Genomic DNA, 17,057 nt, shown 5'->3' with positions numbered 1-17,057 from the left:
GCCGGCCTTCGCATCAAGAACCGCGAGCAGCGATCCTTCGCGCGCCCTCTGTCCTGCCGGACATCTCCCCCACAAGGGGGGAGATTGGCAGCTTCGGCGCCGCCCTCATTCCTGCAACGTTCGAGATTGGCGAAAGCTTGCGTGACGTCGATCTCCCCCTTGTGGGGGAGATGGCCGGCAGGCCAGGGGGCGCTGTCCCGCCAGCGTTGAACAATGCCGCGCTTAAGTCACAAGGGCGTCATCGCCGGGATGAAGCCTTCTGATTTCGACCTTCACTGTGTAAATTCTCCTCAGTCGGCTCACAAACTTTGACGTTTACGTAATTCCCAAAGCATCTAACCGATTGAAAACACTGGCTTCAAAATAATCGTTTGAATTTTTCCTTGGCCGGCGCTATTCGATGCGGCCAAATCCCGCGGCTTCCCGCATTCTTTCGGCCTCCCGGCCCCGTCACGACCTCGTCACAGACAAAGGGAAAACATCCTCACATGGCACGCAACAAGATAGCGCTCATCGGCTCGGGCATGATCGGCGGCACGCTCGCCCATATGATCGGCCTCAAGGATCTCGGCGACGTGGTGCTGTTCGATATCGCCGAGGGCATTCCGCAGGGCAAGGGTCTCGACATCGCGCAGTCGTCGCCGGTCGACGGCTTCGACTCCCGGCTCACCGGCGTCAACGACTATGCCGGCATCGAGGGCGCGGATGTCTGCATCGTGACCGCTGGCGTGCCGCGCAAGCCGGGCATGAGCCGCGACGATCTTCTGGGCATCAACCTCAAGGTCATGGAACAGGTCGGCGCCGGCCTGAAGAAATATGCGCCGAAGGCCTTTGTCATCTGCATCACCAACCCGCTCGACGCGATGGTCTGGGCGCTGCAGAAGTTCTCAGGCCTGCCGACCAGCCATGTCGTCGGCATGGCCGGCGTGCTCGACAGCGCCCGCTTCCGCTATTTCCTGGCCGAGGAGTTCAAAGTCTCGGTCGAGGACGTCACCGCTTTCGTGCTCGGCGGCCATGGCGACTCGATGGTACCGATGATCCGCTATTCCACGGTTGCCGGCATCCCGCTGCCCGACCTCGTCAAGATGGGCTGGACCTCGAAGGAGAAGCTCGACCAGATCGTGCAGCGCACCCGAGACGGCGGCGCTGAGATCGTCGGCCTGCTGAAGACCGGTTCGGCCTATTACGCGCCGGCGGCCTCGGCGATCGCCATGGCCGAATCCTACCTCAAGGACAAGAAGCGCGTGCTGCCCTGCGCCGCGCATCTGTCCGGACAGTATGGCGTCAAGGGAACCTATGTCGGCGTTCCCGTGGTGATCGGCGCCGGCGGCGTCGAGCGCGTCATCGAGATCGACCTGTCGAAGGCCGAGCAGAAGATGTTCGACAATTCGGTCGCGGCCGTCCAGGGCCTGACCGAGGCCTGCACCAAGATCGCCCCGCATCTCGCCGGCAAATAATCGTCCTCCCGGAGATCAAGCGCATGAACATCCATGAGTATCAGGCCAAGGCGCTGCTGAAGACGTTCGGCGCGCCGGTGGCAAGCGGCGTTCCGGTGTTCAAGGCAAGCGAGGCGGAAGCCGCCGCCAAGGCGCTGCCCGGCCCGCTTTATGTCGTGAAAAGCCAGATCCATGCCGGCGGTCGCGGCAAGGGCAAGTTCAAGGAGCTCGGCCCCGACGCCAAGGGCGGCGTGCGGCTGGCGAAGTCGGCGGCCGAAGTGGTCGCCAACACCAACGAGATGCTCGGCCACACGCTGGTCACCAAGCAGACCGGTCCGGCCGGCAAGCAGGTCAACCGCCTTTATATCGAGGACGGCGCCGACATCGAGCGCGAGCTCTATCTTTCGATCCTGGTCGACCGCTCCGTCGGCCGCATCGCCTTCGTCGTCTCGACCGAAGGCGGCATGGACATCGAGACGGTCGCGCATGACACGCCGGAAAAGATCGTCACCGTCGCCATCGATCCGGAAAAGGGCGTCACGGCCGATGACGTGAAGACGCTCAACGCGGCGCTGAAGCTCGACGGCGATGCGGCGAAGGACGGCGCCTCGCTGTTCCCGATCCTCTACAAGGCCTTTGTCGAGAAGGACATGAGCCTGCTCGAGGTCAACCCGCTGATCGTCATGAAGGACGGCCATCTGCGCGTGCTCGACGCCAAAGTGTCGTTCGACAACAACGCATTGTTCCGCCACCCCGACGTGATGGAACTGCGCGACACCACGGAAGAGGACGAGAAGGAGATCGAGGCGTCGAAATACGACCTCGCCTATGTCGCGCTCGACGGCAATATCGGCTGCATGGTCAACGGCGCCGGCCTTGCCATGGCGACGATGGACATCATTAAGCTCTATGGCGCTGAGCCGGCTAACTTCCTCGATGTCGGCGGCGGCGCCTCGAAGGAAAAGGTCACGGCGGCGTTCAAGATCATCACCAAGGATCCGGCGGTCGAGGGCATCCTGATCAACATCTTCGGCGGCATCATGAAATGCGATGTCATCGCCGAGGGGGTGATCGCGGCTGTCAAGGAAGTGGGCCTCAAGGTGCCGCTGGTCGTGCGTCTGGAAGGCACCAATGCCGAGCTCGGCAAGAAGATCATCAACGACAGCGGCTTGAATGTCGTCTCGGCCGATGACTTGGATGATGCGGCCAAGAAGATCGTCAAGGCGGTGAAGGGCTGAGCGGATGCCTCCGCGCAAGATAAACCTGGTCGAGGCGGCGGATCAGAAGATCGCCAAGGTCTTCGATCCGCACATCGCCGGCGACGTCAATGACAGCCAGGCCAAGGTCGCCAAGTTCGGCGAGGTTTTCGACTGGCACGCGCATGACAATGAGGACGAGGCTTTCCTCGTGCTGCGCGGCAGGATCGCCATCGATTTCCGCGACGGGCCGGTCGAGCTCGGCGAGGGCGATTTCATCGTCGTGCCGCGCGGCGTCGAGCACCGGCCGCGCTCGCTGACCAAGGAGCCCGTGGTACTGATGTTCGAGCCGGCGACGACCTTGAACACCGGCAATGCCCGGAGTGACCTCACCGTCACCGACCTGAAGCGGCTCTGAGCCATGAACGCGTTCTCCTCCTTGTCGGATGGTCACCAACGCCTGCAGGCGCTGGTCGGCGCATGGCGCGGCGAGGAAGAGGTCGCGGCGACGCAATGGACCGATGCCGGCACGGCGACTTCGGAAGTTCAGGCCGAGGCTGAGTTCGGCGGCCTGTTCGTGATGCAGCGCTACCGCCAGCGCCGCGACGGCACGGTTTCGTTCGGCGCGCATAATGTGTTCGGCTTCGACCAGCAGAACAGCGTCGTCACCATGCATCAGTTCGACTCGATGGGGTTCGTGCCGGCATCACCCGCCACCGGCCTCTGGAACGGCAGCGAGCTCATGCTCGAACGCTCGTCGCCGCGCGGCGCCGCCCGCGTGACGTATGGTTTTGACGGCACCGACGCCTACCGCATGAAACTTGAGTTCAGACCCGCAGGCAGCGATGCCTGGCAAGACATGGTGAGCGGCCTCTACCGGCGCGTCTCGCCTTCCACGATCAACGGTTTTTAGAAAAGGGCCGCCATGTCCATTCTCATCGACAAGAATACCAAGGTGCTGGTGCAGGGTCTGACCGGCAAGACCGGCACATTCCACACCGAGCAGGCGCTGGCCTATCACGGCACCAAGATGGTGGGCGGCATCCATCCGAAGAAGGGCGGCGAGACCTGGACCGGCTCGAAGGGCGAAAGCCTGCCGATCTTCGCCACCGTCGCCGAAGGCAAGGCCAAGACCGGCGCCAACGCCTCGGTCATCTATGTGCCGCCGGCGGGCGCCGGCGAGGCGATCATCGAGGCGATCGAGGCCGAGATCCCGCTGATCGTCTGTATCACCGAGGGCATCCCGGTGATGGACATGGTCAAGGTCAAGGCGCGGCTCGACCGCTCGACCTCGCGGCTGATCGGCCCGAATTGCCCGGGCGTACTGACGCCGGACGAGTGCAAGATCGGCATCATGCCCGGCAACATCTTCCGCAAGGGCTCGGTCGGCGTTGTTTCCCGCTCGGGAACACTTACCTATGAGGCAGTCTTCCAGACCACCAATGTCGGGCTCGGCCAGACCACGGCGGTTGGCATCGGCGGCGACCCAGTCAAGGGCACCGAGTTCATCGATGTGCTGGAGATGTTCCTCGCCGACGACGAGACCAAGTCGATCATCATGATCGGCGAGATCGGCGGCTCGGCCGAGGAAGACGCCGCGCAGTTCCTCAAGGACGAAGCCAAGCGCGGCCGCAAGAAACCCATGGCGGGCTTCATCGCCGGGCGTACCGCGCCGGCCGGCCGCACCATGGGCCATGCGGGCGCGGTGATCTCGGGCGGCAAGGGCGGCGCGGAAGACAAGATCGCGGCCATGGAATCGGCCGGCATCAAGGTTTCGCCGTCGCCAGCAAGGCTTGGCACGACGCTGGTCGAGGCGATCAAGGGTTAAGTGAGTAGCGAATAGTGAATAGCGAATAGGGAAACAAAGTAACGCAGCGACTGGGTCACCCTACTCGCTATTCGCTACTCCCTATTCGCTCTGAAAAGGAGACGGAGCCAGGCTCCGCAGACGAAAAATGGCAAGACAAGATCAGGCCAACGACCAATTCTCGCTCACCTCGTTCCTCTATGGCGGCAATGCCGACTATATCGACGCGCTCTACGCGGCCTATGAGGACAATCCGGCTTCGGTCGATCCGGAATGGCAGGATTTCTTCGCTGCGCTGAAGGACGACGCGGGCGATGTGCGCAAGAACGCCAAGGGCGCCTCCTGGGCGAAGCCCTCCTGGCCGATGACGGCCAATGGCGAGCTGGTCTCGGCGCTCGACGGCAATTGGGGCCTGGTCGAAAAGACGATCGAAAAGAAGGTCAAGGAAAAGGCGGTCGTCAACGGCGCCGTGCTTTCCGACGCCGACGTGCATCAGGCGACGCGCGATTCGGTCCGCGCCATCATGATGATCCGCGCCTACCGCATGCGCGGCCATCTGCACGCCAATCTCGATCCGCTCGGCATCGCCAAGCCGCTGGAGGACTATAACGAGCTATCGCCGGAGAATTACGGCTTCAGCGAGGCCGATTACGACCGGCCGATCTTCCTCGACAATGTGCTGGGCCTCGAATTCGGCACGATACGGCAGATGCTGGACATCCTGACCCGCACCTATTGCTCGACGCTGGGCGTCGAGTTCATGCACATTTCCGATCCGGAAGAGAAGGCGTGGATCCAGGCGCGCATCGAAGGCGCCGACAAGGAGATCACCTTCACCGCAACCGGCAAGAAGGCGATCCTGTCGAAGCTGATCGAGGCCGAGGGCTTCGAGCAGTATATCGACGTCAAGTACAAGGGCACCAAGCGCTTCGGCCTCGACGGCGGCGAGTCGCTGATCCCGGCGCTGGAGCAGATCGTCAAGCGCGGCGGCCAGCTCGGTCTCAAGGAAATCGTGCTCGGCATGGCGCATCGCGGCCGCCTCAACGTGCTTTCCCAGGTGATGGCGAAGCCGCACCGCGCCATCTTCCACGAATTCAAGGGCGGCTCGGCCGCGCCTGACGAAGTCGAAGGTTCGGGCGACGTGAAGTACCATCTCGGCGCCTCGTCGGACCGCGAGTTCGACGGCAACAAGGTGCATCTGTCGCTGACGGCCAACCCCTCGCATCTGGAAATCGTCGATCCGGTGGTGATGGGCAAGGCGCGCGCCAAGCAGGACCAGTTCGCCGGCCGCGAGCGTGGCGAGGTCGTGCCGCTGTCGGAGCGCGCCAAGGTGATGCCGCTGCTGCTGCATGGCGACGCGGCCTTCGCCGGCCAGGGCGTGATCGCCGAGATCCTCGGCCTGTCCGGCCTGCGCGGCCATCGCGTCGCCGGCACGCTGCACGTCATCATCAACAACCAGATCGGCTTCACCACCAATCCGCGCTTCTCGCGCTCCTCGCCCTATCCGTCGGATGTGGCCAAGATGATCGAGGCGCCGATCTTCCACGTCAATGGCGACGACCCGGAGGCGGTGGTGCATGCCGCCAAGGTCGCGACCGAGTTCCGCATGAAGTTCCACAAGCCGGTGGTGGTGGACATGTTCTGCTACCGCCGCTTCGGCCACAATGAGGGCGACGAGCCGGCCTTCACCCAGCCGATCATGTACCGCAACATCCGCACCCACAAGACGGTGGTGCAGATCTATGCCGACCGGCTGATCGCGGAAGGCCACGTCACCCAGGCCGAGGTCGACAAGATGCGGGCCGACTGGCGCGCGCATCTGGAAGCCGAATGGGAAGTCGGCCAGTCCTACAAGCCAAACAAGGCCGACTGGCTGGACGGCGCGTGGTCCGGCCTGCGCACCGCCGACAACCAGGATGAACAACGGCGCGGCAAGACCGCTGTGCCGGTGCGCACGCTGAAGGAGATCGGCAAGAAGCTGACCGAGGTGCCGAAGGATTTCGAGGCGCACAAGACGATCCTGCGCTTCCTCGAGAACCGCCGCCAGGCGATCGAGTCCGGCGAAGGTATCGACTGGTCGACGGCCGAGGCGCTCGCCTTCGGCGCGATCCTGCTCGACGGCAATCCGATCCGGCTCTCCGGTCAGGATTCGGAGCGCGGCACCTTCTCGCAGCGCCATTCGGTGCTTTACGACCAGCGCGACGAGACCCGCTACATCCCGCTCAACAATCTGTCGGCGGCGCAGGCCGGCTATGAAGTCATCAACTCGATGCTGTCGGAAGAGGCGGTGCTCGGCTTCGAATATGGCTACAGCCTGGCCGAGCCCAAGGCGCTGACGCTCTGGGAAGCGCAGTTCGGCGACTTCGCCAACGGCGCCCAAGTGGTGTTCGACCAGTTCATCTCCAGCGGCGAGCGCAAGTGGTTGCGCATGTCGGGCCTCGTCTGCCTGTTGCCGCATGGCTATGAGGGCCAGGGGCCGGAGCATTCGTCGGCCAGGTTGGAGCGCTTCCTGCAGCTCTGCGCGGAAGACAACATGCAGGTCGCCAACGTCACCACGCCGGCCAACTATTTCCACATCCTGCGCCGGCAGCTGAAGCGCGACTTCCGCAAGCCGCTGATCCTGATGACGCCGAAGTCGCTGCTGCGCCACAAGCGGGCGGTGTCGACGCTGCCGGAAATGTCGGGCGAGAGCTCGTTCCATCGCCTGCTGTGGGACGATGCGCAGCTCCTGGCCGACCAGCCGATAAAGCTGGTCAAGGACTCCAAGATCCGCCGCGTCGTGCTGTGCTCAGGCAAGGTCTATTACGACCTCTACGAGGAGCGCGAGAAGCGCGGCATCAATGACATCTATCTGCTGCGCGTCGAACAGCTCTATCCGTTCCCGGCCAAGGCGCTGATCACCGAACTGTCGCGCTTCCGCAATGCCGAGATGGTGTGGTGCCAGGAGGAGCCCAAGAACATGGGCGCCTGGTCGTTCATCGACCCCTATCTCGAATGGGTGCTGGCGCATATCGACGCCAAGCATCAGCGGGTGCGCTACACCGGGCGGCCGGCTTCGGCCTCGCCGGCAACCGGCCTGATGTCGAAGCATCTCAGCCAGCTGGCGGCGCTGCTCGACGACGCTCTCGGCGAATAATCTGACGAAACAGACCTCAAGAAGACAAGAGAACGGACAGGCACAATGGCTACCGAAATCCGCGTCCCCACTCTGGGTGAATCCGTCACCGAGGCGACCGTCGGCAAGTGGTTCAAGAAGGTCGGCGACGCGATCGCCGCCGATGAGCCCTTGGTTGAACTCGAAACCGACAAGGTGACGGTGGAAGTGCCCGCCGCGGGCGCCGGGACGCTCTCCGAGATCACCGTCAAGGAAGGCGAGACGGTCAATGTCGGCGCGCTGCTCGGCTCGATTTCGGCGGGCGGCGCGGCCCCGGCCACCAAGCCGCAGGCGGTGGCGCAGGCCTCCAGCCCGGATGCCGCGTCCACCACCAAGCAGGCCGCCGCCGAGACCGCCAAGGTCGCCGGCGACGCCGGCCCGATCGAGCCGCGCACCATGCCGCCGGCGCCGGCTGCCGCGAAGCTTATCGCGGAGCACAATCTCTCGGTCGACCAGCTCTCCGGTTCTGGCAAGCGCGGTCAGGTGCTGAAGGGCGACGTGCTCGACGCCATCGCCAAGGGCGCGCCCTCGCAGCCGGCCGAGACGCCGAAGGCGGCACCCGCGCCGGTCGTTGCCCGTGCGCCGTCCGCGGCCGAGGATGCACCGCGCGAGGAGCGCGTGCGCATGACCAAGCTGCGCCAGACCATCGCGCGCCGCTTGAAGGAAGCGCAGTCGACCGCCGCCATGCTCACCACCTTCAACGAGGTGGATATGAGCGCGGTTATGGCGCTGAGGGCCAAGTACAAGGACGTGTTCGAGAAGAAGCATGGCGTGAAGCTCGGCTTCATGGGCTTCTTCACCAAATCGGTGACGCATGCGCTGAAGGAGATCCCGGCGGTCAATGCCGAGATCGACGGGACCGACATCATCTACAAGAACTTCGCCCATGTCGGCGTTGCCGTCGGCACCGACAAGGGCCTGGTGGTGCCGGTGGTGCGCGACGCCGACCAGATGTCCATCGCCGAGATCGAGAAGGAGATCGGCAGGCTGGGCCTCGCCGCGCGCGACGGCAAGCTGTCGGTCGCCGACATGCAGGGCGGTACCTTCACCATCTCCAATGGCGGCGTCTATGGATCGCTGATGTCGACGCCGATCCTGAACGCGCCGCAGTCGGGCATCCTCGGCATGCACAAGATCCAGGACCGGCCGGTGGTGGTCGCCGGCCAGATCGTCATCCGCCCGATGATGTATCTGGCGCTCAGCTACGACCACCGCATCGTCGATGGCAAGGAAGCCGTGACCTTCCTGGTGCGCGTGAAGGAAAGCCTGGAGGATCCCGAGCGCCTGGTGCTGGACCTGTAATCAGATGGCTTTGACGGAAGAGCAATATCGCCTAGCCATTAGAGCAAGGCGAGCTCTGGCCGTCGAAGACTGTTTCGCGGCAGCCTCCGCTAAAATGAGAACGTTGAGCGAGGCCGGTTGGGACGGCAACTATGTAGTTCCGAACCAGCGTAGTTCACGGTCGCTCAGTGGACCCCTCATACTCTTGAATAACTGGTTTGGTTGGCAGGAGCTTGAGTCACTCAGCCCCGCGCGCCTGACCTTTGTCAGGAAACTTGGCTATTTGCCGGATATCCCAACTAACCGATGGCTTGATCGAGCGCTGGAAATTCTGGGAATGACACGGCAGGACATCTACATAACGCAGGCATGTGTCTTCCTTCCTCCGGCAACTATGGGTTCGTCGGTTGCTTTCGAGGTCTATCGCACCTCGGTCGACAGGGTCTTGAGACATGAGCTGGGCGGTCGCACGCCGGTCGCGCTTGGCGGCGCGGCTCAAAAGGCCTGCCAGTTGAGCGACATCGACTATGTTGGCGCCCAGCATCCTTCGTATCAGGGTGGCGAACGGCGAGCCAGAGAGATCGCAGCGGCTATAGAGCGTGTCCTCTGATGATGTCGGGCACCTGCAATCTATGGAAGGTGATTTGCGGTCTTGTTTCGATTTCGGTCGGTGTTCTGGCCGATAACGCAGCCCAGGCCGCCTGCCCGATCCAGCTCGCCGTCTATGGCGAGGCGCAGAGCGGCGCCGAGATCGACTTCGCCCCGGCCGGCACTTCGGCGACGATCACCAATGCCTTCCGCATGATCCTCGACAACAATGTCGTGCTGGACGGCATCGCCATGTGGACCGAAGGATCGGCCGCGCGGCCGCATGGCTCGCTGATGTACAAATGCCCGACCGGCGACGTCACCGGCGAGGAGCTCGCCGCATGCACGGTGTGGGAAGGCGTCATTTACACCGCCGACGAGAAGGGTGGCGTCGGCCTGCTGCCGGCGGAGGGCGTCGACGCGCCGAAAAGCCTGATCTTTCCCGATCTCGGGCCGTCACTCGAAATGTCGGCGGCTTATGGTCCCGCCGGCTTCTCCAAGGTGCCGTGGGATATCTTCGTGCTGAAAGGCTGCCAGGAATGAGCGCCGAGAAAAAGACGCTGCTGATCACCGGCGGCAGCCGCGGCATCGGGGCGGCCATCTGCCGGCAGGCCAACCGGGCCGGCTACCGGGTGGCGGTGAATTACGTGTCCAACCAGGCCGCAGCGGATGCGCTGGTCGCCGAGCTCAAGGCCGCGGGTGGAGATGCCTTCGCAGTGAAGGGCGACGTCGGCAACGAAGCCGATGTCACGGCGATGTTCGAAGCCGTGGACCGGGTCTTCGGCCAGCTCGACGCTTTCGTCAACAATGCCGGCATCGTCGACCTCAAGGCGCGTGTCGACGAGATGAGTGCCGAGCGTCTGGAGCGCATGATGCGCATCAATGTCGTCGGCTCGTTCCTGTGCGCCCGCGAGGCGGTGAAGCGCATGTCGACGCGGCATGGCGGCAAGGGTGGCGCCATCGTCAACATCTCGTCCGCTGCCGCCAGGCTCGGCTCGGCCGGCGAATATGTCGACTACGCCGCGTCCAAAGGCGCGATCGACACGATGACCATCGGGCTCGCGCGTGAAGTCGCGCTGGAAGGCGTCCGCGTCAACGCGGTCAGCCCCGGCATCACCGAGACTGAAATCCATGCTTCCGGCGGCCAGCCGGACCGCGTGGCGCGGATGCAGGATCTGCTGCCGATGAAACGCGCCGGCACGGCGGACGAAGTCGCCAGCGCGGTCCTCTATCTTCTGTCGGACGCGGCCTCCTATATAACGGGCGCGATCCTCAATGTGAGCGGCGGCCGCTAGGCGCCAGCAAAAGGGATAAGATCATGGCTTATGACGTCGTTATCATCGGATCGGGGCCGGGCGGCTATGTCTGCGCCATCAAGGCGGCGCAGCTCGGGCTGAAGACGGCGGTGGTCGAGAAGAACGCCACCTTCGGCGGCACCTGCCTCAACATCGGCTGCATCCCGTCGAAGGCGCTGCTCTACGCCTCCGAGATGTTTGCCGAGGCCGGCCATGCCTTCGATACGCTGGGCGTCGAGATCCCGGCGCCGAAGCTCAATCTGAAGAAGATGATGACGCATAAGGACACCACGGTGGCGTCTAACGTCAACGGCGTCGCCTTCCTGTTCAAGAAGAACAAGATCGATTCCTTCCGCGGCACCGGCAAGGTGGTCGGCGCCGGCAAGGTGTCGGTGACCGGCGAGGACGGCAAGGTCGAGGAGATCGAGACGAAGAACATCGTCATCGCCACCGGCTCTGATGTCGCCGGCATTCCGGGCGTCAAGGTCGATTTCGACGAGAAGGTGATCGTGTCCTCCACCGGCGCGCTGTCGCTGGCCAAGGTGCCGGAGCGTCTCGTGGTGGTCGGAGGCGGCGTCATCGGGCTGGAGCTCGGCTCGGTCTGGGCGAGGCTCGGCGCCAAGGTCACCGTCGTCGAGTTCCTCGACACCATCCTTGGCGGCATGGACGGCGAGGTGTCGAAGCAGTTCCAGCGGCTGCTCTCCAAACAGGGCTTCGAGTTCAAGCTCGGCGCCAAGGTCACCGGCGTCGCCAAGGCCAAGAAGGGGGCCGCCGTCACCTTCGAGCCGGTCAAGGGCGGTGCCGCTGAGACGATCGAGGCGGATGTGGTGCTGGTCGCCACCGGTCGCCGCCCCTATGCCGACAGCCTCGGGCTGAAGGAAGCCGGCGTCGAAGTCGACGAGCGCGGCAGGGTCAAGACCGACGGGCATCTCAGGACCAACGTGCCCGGCATCTATGCCATCGGCGACGTGATCGCCGGGCCGATGCTGGCGCACAAGGCCGAGGACGAGGGCGTGGCAGTGGCCGAGACCATTGCCGGCCAGGCCGGGCACGTGAATTATGACGTCATCCCGAGCGTCGTTTACACCAGTCCGGAGATCGCCTCGGTAGGCAAGACCGAGGAGGAACTGAAGAAGGCCGGCGTCGACTACAAGGTCGGCAAATTCCCGTTCAGCGCCAATGGCCGCGCGCGCGCCATGCTGCACACCGACGGCTTCGTGAAAATCCTGGCCGACAAGGCCAGCGACCGCGTGCTCGGCGTCCACATCGTCGGCTTCGGCGCCGGCGAGATGATCCACGAGGCCGCGGTGCTGATGGAGTTCGGCGGCTCGTCTGAAGACCTCGCCCGCACCTGCCACGCGCATCCGACGATGTCGGAAGCGGTGAAGGAAGCGGCGCTGGCGACATTCTTCAAGCCGATTCATATCTAGGGCGTCATCCCGAATACGCGCGTCAGCGTTCGGCATGGCCCGTCTCGCACGGTTCGCCTAAAGCGCGTCGCGATCTTTCAGGTTCGCTCCATGCGCTTTAGGTTCTTGGTTCTACGCATGTCTTTATCCCGAAACCGGTTCCCACTTTCGGGAGACATGCTCTAGGAGATACCCTCGTGTCCAAAGGCTCCGATCTGCTTGTTGCCGCCCTTGAGAATGAAGGCGTGGACCGTATCTTCGGCATACCGGGCGAGGAGAATCTCGACGTCGTCGAATCCATTCGCAAATCCTCGATCGAGCTGATCCTGACCCGTCATGAGCAAGCGGCGGCGTTCATGGCCGCCACCCACGGCCGGCTCACCGGCAGGCCCGGCGTCTGCATCACCACGCTTGGCCCGGGCGCCTTGAACCTGACGACAGGCGCGGCCTACGCGCTGCTCGGGGCCATGCCCATGGTCATGATCACCGGGCAAAAGGGCGTCAGGTCGTCCAGGCAGGCCCGGTTCCAGATCGTCGACGTCGTCGCGGCGATGAAACCCTTGACCAAGCTTTCGCGTCAGATCGTCTCGTCCAGGATGATCCCAGGCGTGGTGCGCGAGGCTTTCCGCGTGGCCGGCGAGGAGCGCCCGGGACCGGTGCATCTGGAGCTGCCAGAGGACATCGCCGCCGAGGAATGCGACGCGTTGGCGCCGATTCCGCCGCATCCGGTCGAGCTGCCGCTGGCGAGCCCGCTTGCGCTCGACCGCGCCGCGCGGATGATCATCGAGGCCGAGCGGCCGCTGGCGATGATGGGCGCCGCCGCCTCGCGGCCGCGCTCGACCTCGGACCTCGCCCAGTTCGTTCTGCGGACCGGCATTCCCTATTTCACCACCCAGATGGGCAAGGGCACGGTGCCGGGCGGCACCGAGCTCTATATGGGCACGGCCGCGCTGTCCGAGCGCGACTACGTGCATGAGGCGATCGAGCGGGCGGATCTCATCATCACGATCGGCCACGACACGGTCGAGAAGCCACCCTTCATCATGGGCGCCGACGGGCCGAAGGTCATCCATGTCGGCTACCAGCCGGCCACTGTCGAACAGGTTTATTTCCCGCAAACCGAGGTGATCGGCGATATCGGCGCGTCGCTCAGGCTGCTGGCCGACCGCCTGGAGGGCAAAATTCCCAACGCACAGGCATTGCTGCCGCTGCGCGAGGGGATATTGGGCCGCATCGCGGCGCGCGACACCGAGGACCGCTTCACGCCGCAGCGCCTGGTGCACGACGTGCGCGCGGTGATGCCGGCCGACGGCATCCTGGCGCTCGACAACGGCATGTACAAGATCTGGTTCGCGCGCAACTACCGCACGCGCGTCGCCAACACGCTGCTGCTCGACAATGCGCTGGCTACGATGGGCGCCGGCCTGCCGTCGGCGATGATGGCGGCGATGCTTTTTCCGGAACGCCGCGTCATGGCGGTTTGCGGCGACGGCGGCTTCATGATGAACAGCCAGGAGCTGGAAACCGCCGTCAGGCTGAAGCTCAACCTCGTGGTCCTGATCATTGAGGACCATGCCTTCGGCATGATCCGCTGGAAACAGGCGGTCGACGACTTTCCCGATTTCGGTATGACCTTCGGCAATCCCGATTTCGTTCGTTATGCCGAAGCCTACGGCGCCAAGGGCACCAGGGTAAGCGCCATCGCCGAGTTGAGACCAGCCCTGGAGCAGGCCTTTGCCGCGGGCGGCGTCAATCTCGTCGTTGTTCCGATCGACTATTCGGAGAATGAGCGGGTCCTGGTCGAAGAGCTGCGCCATCGGCTGCCCTGGCCGGCCAGTCCCATGGCGGATGAATAGAAGCGGCTGAATTCAGGTCGTATCGAGCTGAATTCACCGCTTCACGCTTTTCGGCATCATGCTCCAGAGCAATTCTGGATAGTGCGACGGCGTTTTCCGACGCTGGTGACAGCGCCAAAAAACAAAACGGCCCGCCTTTCGGCGAGCCGTTCGTTTTCAGGCTGCAGTCCGATTACTGAGCCGGAGCCGGTGCCGGAGCCGGGGCTGGCGCAGGGGCCGGCGCAGGTGCAGGTGCAGGAGCCGGGGCGGGCGCGGGTGCCGGCTCTGGAGCCGGAGCAGGCGTTGCAGGCGCCGGGGCTGGCGTGCTGGCCGCCGGCGGTTCAGCCGGGGCCGGGGCATGCTCGCCGCCGCTTCTGCCAAAGACATAATACGCAACAATGGCCAGGATAATGACAACAAGGGCGATCAGCCACCCGCTGCCGCCGCCACCCGATCTGGGAGGCGGGCTCGAAGGGGTGAAGGGGTCGTTAGGGTTCGCCATGAAACGTGTCCTCCTTGGATGAAAGTCATCAAAATAACAGCCATCAACGCGCTGATCCCGCATCGGGTTTCACGCGAACGGACGGAAAGCGCTGAAAAACCGGCGTTTTCAGGTCCGCCAGCCGCCAGACGACTCAGTTGACGGCGGTAACACTATACCCTGCCTTGCGAAAATCCTCGACCAGTCCTTCCGGACCGGGCAGATGCATGGCGCCAACGGCCATGAAGACGTTGCCCTTGGCCAAAATCGGCCCGGCATGCGCTGCCATCACCTTGTTGCGGCTGGTGATCATGGTCTGCTCGAAGGCGGCATAGCCGGCCTGGTCGTCGGCGGTCTCGGGCAGCACTGCTTTGAACAGCGGCCAGAACATGCCGACCTCGCCGCGCTGGTAGAGCACGATCATCGTTTCGTTGACGTCGTTGACCTTGTCGCCGAGCTTCATCGTCTCGACCAGGCTCTTCATATGGAATTCGATCGGCAGCGAGGCCATGGCGCGCAGCTGATCGACGGCGGTCTCGAGCCCTTCGACGTCCTTTCCCTCGGCCTTGGCGCCCGAAGCGAGCTTGACGTCCAGCACGGGTTCTCCGGCGGACTGGCGCGCCACCTCGCAGGCCGGCAATGCCATCATCGCCGACAGGATCCACGGCTTCATCTTGGCGACCGTTGCCGGCGGGATGCCGCGGGCGTCGAGCCCCTTGTTCAGCGCCGCCGCATCGTCCGGCGACAAAAGCGACGACAGCGTGGTGTTGTCGGTGAACATCATCAGGCCGGGTTCGCTGGCCATCGTCGCCATCATCTTGGCCTTGTCCATCGCATCGGTGGTTTCGATGATGATGGTGCCGGCGCCGTCATAGGCTTTCTGCGCGGCGGCCGGCAGGGTGGTGACGCGCGTGTCGGTCATGTGCATGGTGCCGAACAGATAGGACGGTTTTTCGCCCGGCTTCTCCAGCTTCCACAACAGGCCCTTGCCGTTCGGAACGGCCGCCGCCTCGGCCTCGACCTTCTGGAAGGCGGCAGGATCGCTCTTTTGCAGCGCGGTCAACAGATCGGTGCCGGCGCAATTGGGGGCTTCGGCATGCGCCCGGCTGGCGAGCAGCAGAACGACGATAAAGGACAGGAAAAACAGCAGGTTGAGCGCCGCAAGCAGCTTCAACGAGACAAGGGCCGCGCGGTCGGCAATGGCGATGACGCGTTTCATGCGAAGCGTCTTAGCGCTGAAAAGCGGCAAAACGGTTAATCGGCGGAGGGAAATTGTTTGAGGTGCGGTGAGCTTTGACGTTCGCTCGGGTTGTCGATCGAATAGCTTGGCGATTGGCTGAAACGCCCATCGCGTCGTCATCCACGGGCGGAGCAAGGAGCGGAGCGACGCGCGCAGACCCGAGGATCCATTCCGTTACCTGGGCCGAGGAATGCGGCGATGCAGAATTCTGCACCGCTGCGGAGCACCGGGGTCACGGCATGGATACTAGGGTCTCCGCGACGGAGCTTCGCTCCTGCTCCGCCCTAGTATGACGAAGTCAGGGGTCACGCCCTCGGATGCGCCTTCTCGTAAATATCGAGCAGCCTTGCGGCGTCGACGCCGGTGTAGACCTGCGTGGTCGACAGGCTGGCGTGGCCGAGCAGTTCCTGGATGGTGCGCAGATCGCCGCCGCGGCCGAGCAGATGGGTGGCAAAGGAATGCCGCAGTGCATGCGGCGTCGCCGTGTCGGGCAGGTTCAGCGCCGAGCGCAGCTTCGCCATCTCGCGTTGGACGATGGCTGGGTTGAGCGGCCCGCCGCGGGTGCCGCGGAACAAAAGGCCGTCGGGGCCGATGTGGAAGGGGCAGAGCCGGCGGTATTCGGCGACCGCCTTGCGGGCCACCGGCAGCACCGGCACCAGCCGCGTCTTGCCGCCCTTGCCGGTGACGCGGAGCACGGTGTCGGCTTCCGTCGCCAGATCGGCGCCCGTCAGGCCGAGCGCTTCGGAGATGCGCAGGCCGGAGCCGTAGAGCAGCGTCAGCACGGCGGCATTGCGCGCCGCGATCCAAGGTTCTTCCGCGAGTTGGCCCTCCATCGCCACGACCTTTCTGGCGTCGCTTGACGTCAGCGGCTTGGGCAGCGATTTCGGCTGGCGCGGCGCGCGCAGAGCGATGGCACCCGCAGCGTTGACGAGGCCGCGTTTTTCGAGAAAGCGCAGCAGCGAGCGGATGCCGGCAAGGCCCCTCCCCAGCGTGCGTGCGCCGGCGCCTTCGTTGCGGCGCTTGGCGAGGAAGCCGCGCAGATCGGCGGGGCGCAGGTCGGCGATGTCGGAAATGCCCGGCGGGCCGCCGCAATGTCCGGTGAGAAAATGCAGGAACTGGCGCGTGTCGCGTTCATAGGCCTCGACCGTCTCCGGCGACAGCCGGCGCTCATGCGCCAGTGTCTTCAGCCAGGCCTCGCGCGCCGCCTGGAGGTCGGGTTTGGCTGGGATGAGGAATTCCTGCATGGCGGCATTGTCATGCATGCGGGTTAGGAAGCGGTGAAGAGGGCCTCATTGAAATGATGGCGTCAGAGGGCTAGAGCAAGGCAAAGGAAGT

Annotated in this window: 14 protein-coding genes; 12 read left to right on the top strand and 2 right to left on the bottom strand. The window is 64.2% G+C overall.

The window, feature by feature from the left end; all coding sequences use genetic code 11:
- The first annotated feature begins 488 nt into the window (after nucleotides 1–488).
- The 12 genes from mdh (at nucleotide 489) to EN852_RS19850 (ending at nucleotide 14,022) form a co-directional block, all read left to right on the top strand.
- Nucleotides 489–1,457: a malate dehydrogenase gene (gene mdh / locus EN852_RS19905; protein WP_112128699.1), complete on the top strand. Its 969-nt coding sequence runs from the start codon at nucleotides 489–491 to the stop codon at nucleotides 1,455–1,457.
- A gap of 23 nt (nucleotides 1,458–1,480) precedes the next feature.
- Entirely contained in the window at nucleotides 1,481–2,674 is a 1,194-nt protein-coding gene (gene sucC, locus EN852_RS19900) for an ADP-forming succinate--CoA ligase subunit beta (protein ID WP_127876566.1), read from the top strand.
- Nucleotides 2,675–2,678: 4 nt separating this feature from the next.
- Nucleotides 2,679–3,050: a cupin domain-containing protein gene (locus tag EN852_RS19895; RefSeq protein WP_127304088.1), complete on the top strand. Its 372-nt coding sequence runs from the start codon at nucleotides 2,679–2,681 to the stop codon at nucleotides 3,048–3,050.
- A 3-nt stretch (nucleotides 3,051–3,053) separates the two neighbouring features.
- The gene (locus EN852_RS19890) at nucleotides 3,054–3,545 is read left to right on the top strand and encodes a DUF1579 family protein (protein WP_127876565.1); all 492 of its coding nucleotides are present in this window, start codon (nucleotides 3,054–3,056) and stop codon (nucleotides 3,543–3,545) included.
- Between the two features lie 12 nt (nucleotides 3,546–3,557).
- Entirely contained in the window at nucleotides 3,558–4,460 is a 903-nt protein-coding gene (sucD, locus tag EN852_RS19885) for a succinate--CoA ligase subunit alpha (RefSeq protein ID WP_127229075.1), read from the top strand.
- A gap of 127 nt (nucleotides 4,461–4,587) precedes the next feature.
- Nucleotides 4,588–7,575, top strand: coding sequence for a 2-oxoglutarate dehydrogenase E1 component (locus tag EN852_RS19880; RefSeq protein ID WP_127876564.1), 2,988 nt, complete (start codon nucleotides 4,588–4,590; stop codon nucleotides 7,573–7,575).
- A gap of 45 nt (nucleotides 7,576–7,620) precedes the next feature.
- Nucleotides 7,621–8,895, top strand: a complete 1,275-nt coding sequence (odhB, locus tag EN852_RS19875; RefSeq protein WP_127876563.1) for a 2-oxoglutarate dehydrogenase complex dihydrolipoyllysine-residue succinyltransferase — start codon at nucleotides 7,621–7,623, stop codon at nucleotides 8,893–8,895.
- Nucleotides 8,896–9,079: 184 nt separating this feature from the next.
- Nucleotides 9,080–9,484 (top strand): hypothetical protein, encoded by a 405-nt coding sequence (locus EN852_RS19870; RefSeq protein WP_127876562.1) that lies wholly within the window; start codon nucleotides 9,080–9,082, stop codon nucleotides 9,482–9,484.
- On the top strand, nucleotides 9,484–10,005 hold the full coding sequence (locus EN852_RS19865) for a hypothetical protein (RefSeq protein WP_127876561.1): 522 nt from the start codon (nucleotides 9,484–9,486) through the stop codon (nucleotides 10,003–10,005). Before EN852_RS19870 ends, EN852_RS19865 begins: the two co-directional genes overlap by 1 nt.
- A complete protein-coding gene (locus tag EN852_RS19860) occupies nucleotides 10,002–10,757 on the top strand; it encodes an SDR family oxidoreductase (RefSeq protein WP_127876560.1) in 756 nt (251 codons plus the stop codon). The genes EN852_RS19865 and EN852_RS19860 overlap by 4 nt, the downstream gene beginning before the upstream one ends.
- 23 nt (nucleotides 10,758–10,780) lie before the next feature.
- Nucleotides 10,781–12,187 (top strand): dihydrolipoyl dehydrogenase, encoded by a 1,407-nt coding sequence (lpdA, locus tag EN852_RS19855; protein ID WP_127876559.1) that lies wholly within the window; start codon nucleotides 10,781–10,783, stop codon nucleotides 12,185–12,187.
- 176 nt (nucleotides 12,188–12,363) lie between these two features.
- A complete protein-coding gene (locus EN852_RS19850; protein ID WP_127876558.1) occupies nucleotides 12,364–14,022 on the top strand; it encodes an acetolactate synthase large subunit in 1,659 nt (552 codons plus the stop codon).
- Between the two features lie 614 nt (nucleotides 14,023–14,636).
- On the opposite strand, the gene EN852_RS19840 is transcribed toward EN852_RS19850, so the two are convergent.
- Both EN852_RS19840 and EN852_RS19835 read right to left on the bottom strand, forming a co-directional pair.
- On the bottom strand, nucleotides 14,637–15,701 hold the full coding sequence (locus EN852_RS19840; protein WP_127876556.1) for a TraB/GumN family protein: 1,065 nt from the start codon (nucleotides 15,699–15,701) through the stop codon (nucleotides 14,637–14,639).
- Between the two features lie 326 nt (nucleotides 15,702–16,027).
- A complete protein-coding gene (locus EN852_RS19835) occupies nucleotides 16,028–16,966 on the bottom strand; it encodes a tyrosine recombinase XerC (RefSeq protein ID WP_127876608.1) in 939 nt (312 codons plus the stop codon).
- Nucleotides 16,967–17,057: the final 91 nt, after the last annotated feature.

Origin of the sequence: Mesorhizobium sp. M2E.F.Ca.ET.209.01.1.1 (genome assembly GCF_004010375.2) — a bacterium.
Classification (GTDB): Bacteria; Pseudomonadota; Alphaproteobacteria; order Rhizobiales; family Rhizobiaceae; genus Mesorhizobium.
The sequence above is the reverse complement of the archived record's forward strand: the minus strand, read 5'-3'. Positions and strand labels throughout refer to the sequence as shown.